The 14,939-nt window shown below is 38.2% G+C and carries 14 protein-coding genes; all 14 read right to left on the bottom strand.

Going from position 1 to position 14,939, the window contains the following annotated elements; all coding sequences use genetic code 11:
- Positions 1-56: 56 nt before the first annotated feature.
- Positions 57-347 carry an RNA-binding S4 domain-containing protein gene (locus MHB55_RS00330; protein WP_144541514.1) on the bottom strand — a complete coding sequence of 97 codons (291 nt, stop codon included), beginning with the start codon at positions 345-347 and terminating at the stop codon, positions 57-59.
- Positions 348-354: 7 nt separating this feature from the next.
- Positions 355-1,812, bottom strand: coding sequence for a nucleoside triphosphate pyrophosphohydrolase (mazG, locus tag MHB55_RS00325; protein WP_191697928.1), 1,458 nt, complete (start codon positions 1,810-1,812; stop codon positions 355-357).
- A 12-nt stretch (positions 1,813-1,824) separates the two neighbouring features.
- Complete coding sequence (locus tag MHB55_RS00320; RefSeq protein WP_191697929.1) at positions 1,825-3,435, bottom strand: putative polysaccharide biosynthesis protein; 1,611 nt, start codon at positions 3,433-3,435, stop codon at positions 1,825-1,827.
- Positions 3,436-3,518: 83 nt separating this feature from the next.
- Positions 3,519-4,055, bottom strand: a complete 537-nt coding sequence (spoVT, locus tag MHB55_RS00315; RefSeq protein WP_144541520.1) for a stage V sporulation protein T — start codon at positions 4,053-4,055, stop codon at positions 3,519-3,521.
- Between the two features lie 88 nt (positions 4,056-4,143).
- Positions 4,144-7,671: a transcription-repair coupling factor gene (gene mfd / locus MHB55_RS00310; RefSeq protein WP_191697930.1), complete on the bottom strand. Its 3,528-nt coding sequence runs from the start codon at positions 7,669-7,671 to the stop codon at positions 4,144-4,146.
- A gap of 93 nt (positions 7,672-7,764) precedes the next feature.
- The gene (locus MHB55_RS00305; protein ID WP_144541524.1) at positions 7,765-7,995 is read right to left on the bottom strand and encodes an anti-sigma-F factor Fin; all 231 of its coding nucleotides are present in this window, start codon (positions 7,993-7,995) and stop codon (positions 7,765-7,767) included.
- Between the two features lie 46 nt (positions 7,996-8,041).
- Positions 8,042-8,605, bottom strand: coding sequence for an aminoacyl-tRNA hydrolase (pth, locus tag MHB55_RS00300; protein ID WP_144541526.1), 564 nt, complete (start codon positions 8,603-8,605; stop codon positions 8,042-8,044).
- 169 nt (positions 8,606-8,774) lie between these two features.
- Positions 8,775-9,377, bottom strand: a complete 603-nt coding sequence (locus MHB55_RS00295; RefSeq protein ID WP_144541528.1) for a 50S ribosomal protein L25/general stress protein Ctc — start codon at positions 9,375-9,377, stop codon at positions 8,775-8,777.
- Between the two features lie 88 nt (positions 9,378-9,465).
- Positions 9,466-10,425, bottom strand: a complete 960-nt coding sequence (locus tag MHB55_RS00290) for a ribose-phosphate diphosphokinase (protein ID WP_144541530.1) — start codon at positions 10,423-10,425, stop codon at positions 9,466-9,468.
- Between the two features lie 22 nt (positions 10,426-10,447).
- Positions 10,448-11,818 carry a bifunctional UDP-N-acetylglucosamine diphosphorylase/glucosamine-1-phosphate N-acetyltransferase GlmU gene (glmU, locus tag MHB55_RS00285; RefSeq protein WP_191697931.1) on the bottom strand — a complete coding sequence of 457 codons (1,371 nt, stop codon included), beginning with the start codon at positions 11,816-11,818 and terminating at the stop codon, positions 10,448-10,450.
- Between the two features lie 422 nt (positions 11,819-12,240).
- Positions 12,241-12,537 (bottom strand): septation regulator SpoVG, encoded by a 297-nt coding sequence (gene spoVG / locus MHB55_RS00280; RefSeq protein WP_144541534.1) that lies wholly within the window; start codon positions 12,535-12,537, stop codon positions 12,241-12,243.
- Positions 12,538-12,728: 191 nt separating this feature from the next.
- The gene (locus MHB55_RS00275; protein WP_144541577.1) at positions 12,729-13,100 is read right to left on the bottom strand and encodes a RidA family protein; all 372 of its coding nucleotides are present in this window, start codon (positions 13,098-13,100) and stop codon (positions 12,729-12,731) included.
- The gene (gene purR / locus MHB55_RS00270) at positions 13,100-13,930 is read right to left on the bottom strand and encodes a pur operon repressor (RefSeq protein WP_144541536.1); all 831 of its coding nucleotides are present in this window, start codon (positions 13,928-13,930) and stop codon (positions 13,100-13,102) included. Before purR ends, MHB55_RS00275 begins: the two co-directional genes overlap by 1 nt.
- Positions 13,931-13,985: 55 nt before the next feature.
- Entirely contained in the window at positions 13,986-14,852 is an 867-nt protein-coding gene (gene ispE, locus MHB55_RS00265; protein ID WP_154311965.1) for a 4-(cytidine 5'-diphospho)-2-C-methyl-D-erythritol kinase, read from the bottom strand.
- Between the last annotated feature and the right edge of the window lie 87 nt (positions 14,853-14,939).

The raw sequence follows: 14,939 nt of genomic DNA, 5'->3' as shown, positions 1-14,939 counted from the left end.
ACACTTGATCTAAACTAGTTGACCAGTTAATTATTATCTTCTTTAAGAATCTACCATTAATCTTCGTCATCAATAAATTGAGAGTCGACCTTTTCTAATCTCTCCTCTTTAATAATCGTAAACATGGAGGCAGCATCCTCTTTTTTGGCAGAATCTTTAATCCCGTCCACTGAAGCAGTGACAACCTTCTGTCCAAAACGAATAGATAATTCGTCTCCAACCTTTACATCTGAACTGGCCTTTGCCACCTTCCCATTGATGGTGACACGCCCTTGATCTGCTACTTCTTTGGCTAACGTTCTTCGTTTAATCAGTCTTGAAACCTTTAAAAACTTATCTAATCTCATGTACTCACTACCTCTCTAATTTTTTTGCGTCGTTCCAAAATTGGTCAAGCTCCTCTAAATTATATTCTTCAAAGCTTCTTCTACCTTGGTTGACACATTTTTCTATATATTCAAATCTTCTTTTAAATTTTTGATTGGCCTGCATCATAGCAAGCTCTGGAGATAGCCCATGGAAACGTGCTAAATTCACTACAGTAAATAATAAATCTCCTAACTCATCTGTTTGAGCTTCTTTATCGTTTGACTGGAGCTCAACCTTCCACTCCTGTAATTCTTCCTCAAATTTCTCCCAAGCTTCAGAAACCTCCGGCCAATCAAAACCTACTTTGGCTGCTTTTTTTTGATAGTTAAAAGATGTTAGCAAGGAAGAATCTGTTCGCAGTCCATCCTCAAGTAGAGATTTAGTTGACTCCTTACCCTCTTGCGCTTTAATCGTCTGCCAGTTACGTAAAACGTCATCTGTATTGTTTGCTACTGCATCCCCGAAAACATGTGGATGTCTTCGAATCATTTTTTCAGTTACAGAAGCTAAAACATCCTCTAAACTAAAGTATCCATTATCTTCCCCAATTTGGGCATGTAAAAACACCTGTAACAAGACATCTCCTAGCTCTTCAACAATATGATCGTCGTCTTCCTCATCTATCGCCTGAAGTAGTTCATATACTTCTTCTACTGCATATTTTTTCAAGGTTGTATGAGTTTGTTCTTTATCCCAAGGACAGCCATCAGGACCTCTTAATTGGGCTACCACTTCTCTGAGGGTCTGCCATTCCTTTATACGATTTTCTTTTTCATGAATTGGTGGAACGTATAGAGTAGTGAGATTATTTAATTCCATTTCTCGGTCTAGCTCAAATAAAGGCACCTTCTTTAAAATCTCCTCCGAGGAGCCAGCTGCCGTAACAATGGTCACCTCATAATCGTCAGGATACTTCTCCATTAAAGTTAGCTTCACCTCGGAAGCACTAAACGCATCATATACTTGTCCTATTAACACATGGGCATTCATCTGAACTTCATCTCGTTTAAAGCTCGTTCCATCTAATAATTGAAATCCTTCAATAGGATCAATACGAAGAGCACCAAAGATAGGATCTAAAAAGCTCTGTCCACCTTCTATTTTAATCTTTATCTTACCTTGCTCTTCCGCTTCTATTAAAAGCTGTACGGTTTGTTCTGCCACTAGTGGATGTCCCGGAACAGCATAGACTAGTGGGAAATTTTCTGCCTGCTGTAAAAGACTTTCTACAATCTCTTTGTACACATTCTCAAATTGATCATTTTTTTCATAAATTTCATCAAAGCTAGTCCACGACACTCCCTCTTTTTGTAGCTCTTGAAGCACTGGATGCTGTTCCGTCCGAACATATAAGTGTGCTGTATTTTTTAACTTTTTGTAAATTCCTAGAGGAAGCTGGTCTATATCGCCGGCTCCAAGTCCAATTATCGTGATTTCGTTCATCTTCTCACAACCTTACTTTTCTTTATTCAACCAAAGCTGAAGTTTGGCCATTCTTCTTCCAAAGGGAAGTAAAAACCATTCTTTCTCCCCGATAACTCTCTTCTTCGTCAATATAAATATAAAGACACCGGCTCCCAATGATACGGCACTAATTGAAATTACTATTGCCTGCATTCTGCTTGAGAGAGTCGCTAAGAAGATATTCTCTGCCAGCTTAGTGTATGCAATCACGGCAAGAAGCATCATAAATGCCGCTAGAGAAACTCCTTTATAAAATTTTAACGTAGCAAAACGGATTCTCCAGAGATTCTTAAAGTAGAAAAGCATTAAGAAACATATAAGAGCTAAACTAATATTACCCGCTAAAGCAGCACCTAATACACCATAGCTAGGTACTAGTATGTTGTTTAATATCCATTTACCGCACACACCAAGCAATAAGATAATAGTTGGAATTCTAGTTTTACCGCCACCCTGAAGCATAGCCATTAGCGTTAAGATTAAAGACATCCAAATAATCTGAAATGAAAATACCATTAGAGTAATAGATTCTGCACGCGTTTTAAACAGCATCTCATTCAAATAAGGCAGTACTGCGATAAGTCCTAACGCTGCAGCGACTCCAAATGTAAATGCTACTCTAAATGTCAGCTGCATAAAAGGTAGGGCTGTTCTTCCTTTTTCTTTATTTAAACGATGAGCAACAAGAGGTACAATGGCAAGTGAAAGAGTGGAAGCAATGACAATCCCTAGCTGTACTAATGGTTGGCCCCTATCATACACACCCTTTTTTTCCATCGCTTCCTGTCTTGCCATTCCATTATCTACTAGTATTTGAAATACCGTAAAGGAATCCACCAATTGAAGGAGTAGGAACAGCAATGCACTAATACTTGCACTTACACTTAGCATCGTCAATTCCTTTACAATTGGCCAAATAGGCACCAATAATTTGTTTTCTTTAGTATGTGTTTTTCTTGTTATTTTCCAATAGATTATCCCTAAAAAGAATACCCCACCTAATTCTCCTGCAACTGCACCATACATAGCCATACTTCCTGCTTTGTATAGATCCATGCTGTTTAAGAGGACCACCCAAGTTCCAAATAAGATAACAGAAACTCGAATTGCCTGCTCGACTACTTGAGCATACGCAACGTATCCCATTCGCCCGTCAGCTTGAAATTCTCCTTTTAAGACAGCAAGCATTGGCATAAGCAGAATAACATATGAACCTACTTTTAAAAGCTGAGCTAGTTGGATATCTCCCATAAAATTAGCCAATAAATTGGCACCAAAAAATAATAAGCAAAAGAATACCACCGAAATAATTGCTATATAGTAAAAAGCAATCCTTCTTATTTGGGGAATTGCAAAGGATTTACCAGAAGCTCGATAGTCTGACATAATTTTAGATAGGGCTACAGCAAAGCCAAAAGATGTCCAAGTGGTAATAATCGCAATGAAAGGGTAAACCTGTTGATATATATAAAAGCCTTCATCCCCAACTAGATTTTGAAAGGGTACCCGATAAATAGCACTTAACAGTTTCACGATAATAGCCGCGACTGTTAGCATGGCAGCACCCTTCATATAAGTTTTCATATTCCATTCGTTGCTCATCTGTAATCCTTCTTCCATCCAGCAATAGCACTATTATACATGAATATAAAGAAACCTTCCTCTTGTATAAGAGGAAGGTCGGTTTAATTTTCCATTTGTTTTGCTAAGAAATTAGCTGCAGTTTCAATAGCCTTCATTTCTGCTTCTCCAATAAAGTGCACTTTAGAGAAAAGGAATATAGCACCTATTGGATCCCCAGATGCGATAATTGGAGCGATGCAGTAAGACTTAACTGTTTCTACCACTCCTGGAACCCATTCCACAGAATTTTCATGTTTTTCAATAACCATCGTTCTATTGTTGACGACGTCTTCCACATCTGGACTCAATCTTCGTTTTAAATAATCCTTTTTAGATAACCCGGCTGCCGCGATCATTTCATCACGGTCACTTATAAGCACTGGTGTGCCCAATGTTTCATATAGTGTTTCTGCGTATTCTTTTGCAAAGTCACCAAGCTCACTAATTGGAGAATATTTTTTTAAGATGATTTCCCCTTCACGGTCAGTGAAGATTTCTAATGGATCTCCCTCTCTGATACGAAGGGTTCTACGAATTTCTTTTGGTATTACAACTCTACCTAAATCATCGATACGACGTACTATGCCAGTTGCTTTCATGTAATGTGTGCCTCTCTTTCGACAGAATGGAAATTAAAGTTCATTTCTGCCATAGTATGGCTCACATCTCCTAATAATATGCAATACGTTAATTTACTTCTAATATCTTTTTTGATTTAGGCAATAAACTCATGATATCTTCTAAAACATCAAACGCATTATACTTCCCAGTTTTACGTTCATCGATCGTTAAAACTAGATTTGTCTTGTCTACATTAAAGCCTATGGCACGACCATATTTCATCGATTCCTCCAGAAGCTTCGCTCCATCAATAGTCTTGGTACCCTCTGCACTTAAACGGATAGTAGTAACTTTATCGGATTCTTTGATAGATTCTACACCGGCCTCTTTGCCCCAAACCTTCATCCTAGCAATACGGAGCAATCTTTCAGCTTCTAAAGGAATATCTCCAAAACGATCCTGTAGTTCATCTACTAAATCGAGGTACTCTTCTTCTTTTTCCATTGCTTTAACACGCTTATACATTTGAATTTTTTGATATCCGTCAGGAATATATTCATCTGAAATGTAAGCATCTGTTCCTAATACTATTTCGATTTCCTGTAATTCTTCCTTTTTAATACCGGTTTGTTTTTCTTGGATAGCGTCTTCTAGCATTTGCGTATATAGATCAAAACCTACTGAATCGATAAACCCATGCTGTTGGGAGCCAAGTAGATTTCCAGCTCCACGAATCGATAAATCTCGCATTGCTATCTTGAACCCGGAACCTAGCTCTGTGAATTCCTTCACTGCCTGTAGTCTTTTTTCCGCTACGTCAGTCAATACTTTATCTCTTTGATACATTAAATAGGCATAGGCAACACGGTTGGAACGACCCACTCGACCACGTAATTGGTACAGCTGGGATAGCCCCATCTTATCAGCATCATGAATAATTAATGTATTAACGTTCGGTATATCAATCCCAGTTTCTATAATAGTCGTCGTAACAAGCACATCATATTCACCCTCTAAGAAACTGATAATTACGGATTCCAACTCTGTTTCAGACATCTGCCCATGTGCGTATCCAACTCTAGCAGTTGGAACAAGCATTTGAATCTCATCCACTTTGCGTGTAATGTCTTCTACTCGATTGTAGAGGAAAAATGCCTGTCCTCCCCTTGCTAGCTCTCTTTCAATTGCCTCTCTTACTAACGCACCGTTATATTCCATTACATAGGTTTGTACTGGAAAACGGTTTTTAGGAGGAGTTTCGATGACGGACAAATCACGTACGCCTATCATCGACATATGAAGTGTACGAGGAATTGGCGTAGCTGTTAGTGTAATAACATCTACGTTGGTTTTTAGCTGTTTAATCTTCTCTTTATGCTTCACCCCAAAACGCTGCTCCTCATCGACGACTAATAGTCCAAGATCTTGATACTCCACGTCTTTTGACAAGATTCTGTGCGTACCCACAGCAATGTCTATAAGGCCCTTTTTCAAACCATTAATAGTTTCCGCCTGTTGCTTTTTAGTTCTAAAGCGACTTAACAGACCTACTTGAATCGGAAAATCTTGAAAACGCTCCATCATCGTTTCGTAATGTTGCTGTGCAAGTATGGTCGTAGGACATAGGAATGCTACTTGTTTACCTTCCATGACTGCTTTAAACGCAGCACGAATAGCAACTTCTGTCTTACCATAACCCACATCCCCGCATACTAAGCGATCCATCGGCCTCGGTCTTTCCATATCTCTTTTAACTTCTTCTATTGTACGAAGCTGGTCTTCTGTTTCCTCGTATGGGAATGCTGCCTCAAAGGTATGTTGCATTTCCCCATCTGGTTCGAATGCATATCCCACCTCGGCCTCTCGTTTTGCATAGAGCTTGATAAGCTCATCTGCAATATCCTGCACTGCTGCAGATACTTTAGATTTTGTTTTCTTCCAGTCTGCTCCACCTAGTTTATGAAGCTTTGGATCCTTTTCTCCGGAAGCAACATATTTTTGTATTAAGTCAATTTGATCTACAGGGACAAATAACTTATCTTCTCCACGGTAGCGGATATGCAAATAGTCTTTATGGATTCCGTTTACAAGTAATGTTTCTATTCCTATATACTTCCCTATCCCATGATGGATATGTACAACGTTGTCTCCAGGTTTTATCTCTGAGTAGCTTTTAATACGTTCTGCGTTTGTTACTTTTTGTGTTCTCGCTTTTTTCTTATGCTTTTGTTTAAACAATTCAGAATCTGTAATGACCGCAATTCTTTGCAGAGGCAATTCGAAGCCAGCCTCTAAATCACCCTCAACGATAAAAATACCAGGTTTGTCAAAGTCCTTTGCAGTTGGTCCAATCTTAGATACTATTTCATAGTCTTCTAGTACAGTATGAACTTTTTGTACACGGTCTTTACCGTCTGCCAAAATGACTACTCTAAATTTACCTTGGGCAAACCTCTCCGTTTCGTTCTTCAACAAATGCATTTGTCCATGGAAATTTTGCATTGGCTTACAAGATACATTCATCGCTTTCTTAATAACTACCCCAGAGAACGTGCGCGAGAATAAGGATAGATATACTTTATAGTTGGGAAGCTTTTGGATAATCTCTTTTAAGTTATACGATGGTTTTACATCGTGGACCGTTTTTCCTTCTTCGAGCAATGAAAGATACCAATCATTCTCTTCCTTTTCTAACGTTTCCGTTACTTCTTGAATACGTCCGAGCTCGTCAAATAAAATAATTCCACTCGGATCAAAATAATCTCCTAAGAAACTATCTTCTTCTATTAACGAAATATACTTCATGAATTCTTTCGGTTGTTCGCCTTGTTTTAATAACTCTATATCCTGTTGAATGTTTTGATAAAACTTCTCCTTCATGTCAGGAAGCTTTACCTTTTTCAGGCTCTCCGCTAATGCGTCCTCTAGCTTTTGAGCAAGCAATACCTTTTTCCCCTTAGTCAGTACGTATTCAGTAGCTGGTAGTATACGAATATCCTTTAACTTCTTTAAGGAACGCTGATCTTCCGCAGAGAAGGTACGGATTGAATCAATCTCAGTATCAAACAATTCAATACGAATTGGATTCTCTAAATACAAGGGATAAATATCAATTATGCCGCCACGAAGCGCAAACTCCCCAGGTGCGGTAACCATCGGCTGACGGACATAACCCATATCCACTAGATTTTGCAGGAAGGTGTCTAATATAAGGTCCTCTCCCTCTACAAGGACGATGGAGCTATTCTTCCAATCACCTACATTTCCCATACGCTTTTTCAAGCCAGACACCGGGACAATGTAGACTCCTCGTTTAACATTGAGCATATGGTCTAGTGCTTCTAACCGTTGCGCACGTAACTCGGGGCTTGCAATGGATATATCTGCAGCTATCAATTCATCTGCAGGATACAATCTCACCAATTCTTCTCCTAGGAGCTTAACTAAATCCTCAGTAAGCTTCTGCGCATGTAGCAGGTTTGGTGTGACAATAAGGATTGGTTTTTCTAATGCTTTATGCAGCATTTTAGTAAAGACAGCCCTGGCACTCCCTGAGAGGCCCGTTACTAAAGTTTGATCAGTACCACTCTCTAAATCTTTCACTAGCTTTTGCATTTGTGTATCTTCGATCAATAAATTACTTAGCAGTTCCATTTCCACCCACCCTTATCTAATAAACAAATAAAACGATTTATTTGGAACAGCAAAAACAGAAAAAGGCTTTGTGCACAAAATGTGCCAAAGCATTTACTGTATCCATTTTTTTAATGCGTAGTAACTCGGAAATTTCTGCAAAGAGGTTTGGCACTCTTCGCAAATACACTGGATTGTATAATCTCCCTCAGCTCCCGTTTGAATATATATATGTTGTTCTTCTGGCTCAATATTATTTTTTTGTAGAAAAGCCTCGTCTATGGAATCCAATGGTAGCTGGCCTACTTCTGTTTCACAATGGCGACATCTATAACGAATCGGCATAGCCATTAACCCCCTTTTTAGGAAGTATAGGCTTTTACTTCTTGTTTTATGCACCGTTAAAAATATTCATGACTTCTAAGAAGCTCTTATTAAACCATTGTTCACATGCATCTGCACTCTTTTGAGTAGCTATTTCTATTTCAATTTTTTCTTCCTTCGTAAAATCTGAGAGGACATAGTCTGGAACCTTCATGCCGTTTTTGGGTCGGTCTATCCCTATGCGAATACGATTGAATTCCTGCGTACCCAGATGTTGAATGATTGACTTTATCCCGTTATGCCCTCCAGCGCTTCCCTTTTGTCTTAGTCTTAGTTTTCCTACTTGAAGATCCAAGTCATCGTAAATTACAACTAATTCTTCATCCTCTACCCCAAAATAATCCATCAGGGGAACAATACATTCTCCCGATAGATTCATGTAAGTTAATGGCTTTAAAAGCATCACTTTCTCAGTTCCAATATGTCCTGTCCCATACATACCATTAAACTTCGATTGGTTAAGTGGGATACTCAACCTTTTTGAAAGCTCATCTATTACTTGAAAACCAATATTATGTCTCGTAGCTTCATACTGCTTGCCTGGATTTCCAAGGCCAACGATCATTTTCATTACATTCCATTCCTTTAACTCTTATTTCTTTTATTCTAACATAACAGTGGATATAAACATCTATAAAGCGAGTGGAATGTCTTGGTGTGTATACACGGCATGAAATCGGGAAAGTCCAAACTTCTTACTTACCTGAAAAAAAGAGATTGTCTATGACAATCTCTTCTACCTATTCCTCTGATGGTGCTTCTTCTGTGTCTTCAGCTTCTGTTTCTGTTTCAGGCTCTGTTTCTACTCTTGGTGCAGATACTGTTACTAAAGTGAAATCATCATCTTCTACTATAGTATAATTTACCTTTTCCCTAACATCTCCGACTGTTATAGTATCACCAATAGCAGTTTCTGTAACATCTACTTCAATGGAATCTGGGATATCAGAAGGTTTTACTAATACAGTTACTTCTCTATTTGGTTGTTGCAGTAACCCACCCTCTGAAACACCAATAGAAGTTCCAGTAGTATTGACCGTTACACTTACTTCTAACTCTTCCTTCATATTAATCGCAAGGAAATCGGCATGAATCATTTGTCCCTTTAGGATGTTCATTTGATAATCATTCAATACTACATTAACAGAACTGCCTTCCACATCTAGCTTCATTACACCATTTCTTCCAACCTCACGTAGTGTTTTTGTTAAATCCTTTTCATCCACCGCAATTGGTTGGGAATCGACCTTAAAACCATAAACTACTGCTGGTATGTAACCACTGTTTCTTAGTTTGGAATTTTCTTTTTGTGATCTTTTTTGTGCCTTTATAATAGTAGCCATAATCAAATCATCCTCCCGAAGTATAAGTAACTATAAATAAGATACCCTTCGGAAGGATGATTCAAACATATATTAAGTTAAATAAGCATTAATCAAACAGCGTACTTACAGATTTTTCTTCAAATACACGAACAATCGCATCTCCTAATAGTTTGGCTACAGATAGCTCTTTAATTTTTGGAGAATGCTTATCTTCTGGTAATTGGATAGAATTTGTAATAACCAATTCTTTAATAACAGAGTTATCAATACGTTCAATCGCAGGACCCGATAACACAGGATGTGTACAGCATGCGTAAACCTCTTTAGCGCCACTCTCCATTAAGGCATTAGCAGCAATAGAAATTGTCCCTGCTGTATCAATGATATCATCGATTAAAATAGCCGTTTTACCTTCTACATTACCAACTATGTTCATTACTTCAGCAACATTCGGGCGTGGACGTCGTTTATCGATAATAGCAATTGGTGCTTTTAAACGGTCTGCCATTTTGCGAGCACGTGTAACTCCACCGTGGTCAGGTGAAACTATAACAACCTCAGAAGGATCTAGGTTTTTCGTTAAGAAATAGTCAGATAGAATAGGCACAGCCACTAAATGGTCTATTGGAATATCGAAGAAACCTTGAATTTGTGGTGCATGCAAATCTAGAACGATTGCTCGAGTTGCACCTGCAGAAGTCAGTAGATTAGCTACTAGCTTAGCTGTAATTGGCTCACGTGCACGAGCTTTTCTGTCTTGACGAGCATATCCGTAATAAGGTAAAACCACGCTTACGCTACGAGCAGAAGCACGTTTTACTGCATCTAACATTATTAATAGTTCCATTATATGTTCGTTTACAGGACCCGAGGTGGATTGAACGATAAATACATCACACCCACGAATGCTCTCTTCGATATTGATTTGGACCTCGCCATCGCTAAATCTTGTAACAGTACTTTTCCCTAGCGGAACTCCAACTTCTTTTGCAATTTCTTCAGCTAATTTTTTATTAGAATTAAGAGTAAATATTTTTAGTTTGGCATTTTCATATCGATGAGTCATGATAATCCTCCTGAATAATTGGTTATTTTAGTTTGAGTTTTTTTACGTAGCCTTCTTTATTCTCTTGTCTTGCTCGGCCAATAGCCAGTGCTTCACCAGGAACATTCTTGGTTATTGTAGATCCTGCTGCTACATATCCTTTTTTACCTATCGTTACCGGTGCTATAAGATTAGAATTACATCCAACAAATGCATCGTCTTCAATTGTCGTCATAAATTTGTTTTTACCATCATAATTAACCGTAATTGCTCCGCAACCAATGTTTACATTTGTACCAATGGCTGCATCCCCCATATAACTTAGATGAGAAATTTTACTTCCATTACCTACAACCGACTTTTTCACTTCAACGAAGTTACCAATTTTAACTTGATCTCCAAGTTCCGATTGTGGACGGATATGTGCGAACGGGCCAATAGCTGTATGATTTCCAACTTCACTAGATAATACAACCGAGGAGTGGACAGTTGTTTCTGCCCCAATAACACTAGATACAATATGGCTGTTAGGACCAATTGTACACTTTTCTCCAATTATTGTTTTTCCCTCAATAATGACTCCGGGCTGTAGTACAGTGTCAGCGCCAATAACTGCTTCACTGCTTATATATGTACTTTGAGGGTCTATGATTGTTACACCTTCACGCATATGATGATGAGCAATTCGTGAGTGCATAATTTGTTCTGCTTGAGAAAGTGCTACACGATCATTAATACCAAGAGTTTCGTCAAAATCTTTTGCTGCGTAAGCAGAAACAATTTCTCCGTCCTGCTGTAGTATACCAATTACATCAGGTAAATAATATTCACCCTGAACATTTTCATTTTTTACTAACTTTAGTGATTTAAATAGTGCTTCATTATCAAAGCAGTAAGTACCAGAGTTAATTTCTTTTACTAGCTGCTCCGTTGCTGTTGCATCTTTATGTTCTACTATAGATTTAACGTGTCCCGCCTCGTTACGAATAATTCTTCCATAACCAGTAGGATCATCTGCTATAGCAGTTAAAATGGTTGCTTTTGCTTTGGATTCTTCATGATGCTTTAGCAAAGCCTTAATAGTTTCTGCAGTAATTAATGGAGTATCCCCGCAAACAACGATTGTAGTTCCCTGAAGATTAGCAAGTGATTCTTCTGCCTGTAAAACTGCGTGAGCCGTACCTAATTGCTCAGCTTGTAATGCGTATTCACTTCGATTGCCAAGCTCACTTTTTACAATTTCAGCACCATGGCCTACGATTGTAACAATCTTCTCTACTCCTACTTTTTCCATGTTATCAATAACATGCTCTACCATTGGCTTACCACATACAGGATGTAATACTTTATATAGACTAGACTTCATACGAGTGCCTTTACCGGCTGCTAAAACAACCGCATAGGTATTTGTCATTTGATATTTCCCTCCAGTGGGCTAATTTCCTCTTTTGACTATATAGGAAATGAGGGTTTTTTTCAAGGAATTCTCTTGACAAATACATGACAAAACAAGTAATATATATATTTTTTATCCTATTCTATTAATAATTACACAACTTTTTCCACAGCTTTGGATATTAATAGGCGTATAATACATGAAGAAATGAATCTTACATCGGGGAATAATATCAGATAATGATAGGTAAGGGATAATTGTTTTGATAGGTTAAATGATGAAGGCCAGCAGAAGAGCTTTATTGTAGTTAAAAAATAATAACGAGGATTATATTGGCAGCTTTTCAACAATATTAAAAAGCTGCCTATCTAATTTCGACAGATAATTTTACGTCATAAGCTTCCTTTAGGAGACAAACACCTTAATGATTCAGCATCTTATCATAATGCTTCTGCCGTTGCTTCTTCTACTTCAGGAACTGCATCATCGCTTAAATGATAGGCATACAACACCGCATCCTGGATTTTAGATCGAGTGCCCACGTTAATGGGATGAGCTATATCTCGAAATTCTCCTTCAGGTGTTCGCTTACTTGGCATGGCTACAAACAGTCCTGCATTTCCCTCAATAACTCTAATGTCATGGACTACAAACTCATTGTCCAGTGTGATGGAAGCGATCGCTCTCATACGACCATCCGTTAATACTTTGCGTAATCTTACATCTGTGACTTCCATGTAATTTCTCCTTCCCCCTAGTTGCAAATATCTATATTAACTTACTATTCCACAAAAATTTAAAATTTCCTTCTTAGTTTGGGAATATTTTTAATATTTTATAGATTATAATAATATTTATGTAATACAGCTAGTTCTGTTTATTCATACAAAAAAACACATGGTTTCCGAGGAAAACATGCGTTTTACTATTAAACAACTGCTATTACTTCAATTTCTACTTTTACATCCTTAGGTAGACGTGCTACTTCTACTGCTGAGCGAGCTGGTTTATGTTCACCAAAATGTTTTTCATAAGCTAGGTTAAACTCTGCAAAGTCATTCATATCCTTCAAAAATACTAAGGTTTTGACTACTTGAGTCAAGGAGGACCCAGCTTCTGTTAAAACAGCATCTAGATTAGCAAATACTTGCTCGGTCTGTTCTGTAATAGATCCCTCTACTACCTTTCCTTCAGGTGTTAAAGGAATTTGTCCAGAACTATAAAACATCCCGTTTACTACCATACCTTGTACATATGGACCAATTGCAGCCGGTGCATTATTTGTTGATACTATTTTCATCATTGTTGTCTCCCCTCTAAAAAATAATTTCCCTCTGTTAAAGCGATGGTTCCGTCTTTTTCATTTACTTCATGCAATTTAACTAAGGACAAGTAGTCCTTAACTAGTTGATCTCCTTCATGCTCCGCCTCTACTAGAACGGCAATCCCTGCAAGCTCACAATTAAATTCTTCTAACAGGCTCTTCATTCCGTTAATTGTTCCACCGACTTTCATAAAGTCATCGGTAATAAGAACGCGTTGCCCTTTTTCCATGCTTCTCTTAGATAGAACCATTGTTTGAATCCTTCTAGCAGAACCAGAAACATAATTGATGCTGACAGTCGGTCCTTCCGTAACCTTACTATCTCTTCTAACTACGACTACAGGTACGTTTAAGTGTCTAGCTATAGCATGTGCGATAGGAATACCTTTAGTTGCGACTGTCATAATAGCATCGATTTTTTCGTTCGCAAATGCAGATGCAAAGACTTTTCCTATCTTATTCATAAGAGCAGGTTCGCCTAATAAATCTGTCATGTATAAATAACCGCCTGGTAGAAGGCGCTCTGCTTTCGACAACTGAACCATCAGTTCTTGAGCAACCTTTTTCACATCTTCTTCGGTCATCGTAGGGATAAATTTTACTCCACCTGCTGCACCGGGTATGGTAACTAGCAAACCTTTACCTCTTTCCTCAAATGTTTCTTTAACTATCGTCAAGTCTTCGCTAATAGAAGACTTGGCAGATTGGTATAAGGAAGCAAAAAAAGTCAAAGGGATTAATTTATGAGGATGTTCCATTAAATATTGAGTCATATCAACTAGTCGTTCGCTTCTTTTCCATTTCATCTTATCACCTCTAATCACGAATGTTTTATAGAAAACTTAACACAATTATACGTGTTTAAGCAAGAAATTCTCTATCTCCCATTAGTCTTACTGCATAAACTTCGTCGCAAAATCCTCTTAGTCCGTTATATACTCTCTGAACTCTAGATTCATGGTTGACAAGACCAAAGACGGTTGGACCGCTTCCACTCATCAATACTGCATCTGCGCCAAAACGTTGCATTTGCTCCTTTAGGTTTGCCACTTCAGGATAAAGCTTTAAGGTGACATCCTCTAAAACATTACCTAGGGAGTTACACATTAATTCATAATCTTTTTCCTGTATAGCCTTCAACATCTGCGTCGTTTTCGGATGAACAATCTGATCAACTTTTAAGTTTCCATATACATCAGCTGTTGATACACCTAGTGTCGGCTTAGCTAATATCACCCAACAGTTAGCTGGCGTTGGGAGCTCTTGAATTTTTTCTCCTCGGCCTGTTGCCAAAGCAGTTCCTCCGTATACACAAAATGCTACGTCTGATCCTATTTTTGTCCCGATTTGAGCTAGCTCGTCCAATGTAAGGTTTAACTCCCAAAGTATATTTAAACCCTTCAAGGTAGCTGCTGCATCGCTGCTACCACCAGCCAGACCAGCTGCTACTGGTATATTCTTTTCAATTTTAATAGAGACACCAGATTTCACCTTATACATTTCCTTCAGTACCTTTGCCGCTTGATAGGCAAGGTTACGATGATCATTTGGAACAAAGCGGTCTACTGAAATAATATGTATGATTCCATCGTCTCTCAATTCAAGCCCAATTCGGTCTGCCAAATCAACCGTGGTCATAATCATTTCCACTTCATGAAAACCATCGGGGCGTTTATGTAATACATCGAGTGTTAAATTTATCTTAGCAGGTGCTTTTACGTAGTACATCCCATCTGCTCCTTTTCCTACTTATGCTGTTCCCTATTTTACCATAGTACTACCTTTTTGAAAAAAATGAGAACAATCAAAAAGAAA

The sequence above is a fragment of the Psychrobacillus sp. FSL K6-1267 genome (assembly GCF_038003265.1).
GTDB lineage: Bacteria > Bacillota > Bacilli > Bacillales_A > Planococcaceae > Psychrobacillus > Psychrobacillus faecigallinarum.
Note: the sequence above shows the minus strand (reverse complement) of the source record. Positions and strands in the feature narration are given on the sequence as shown.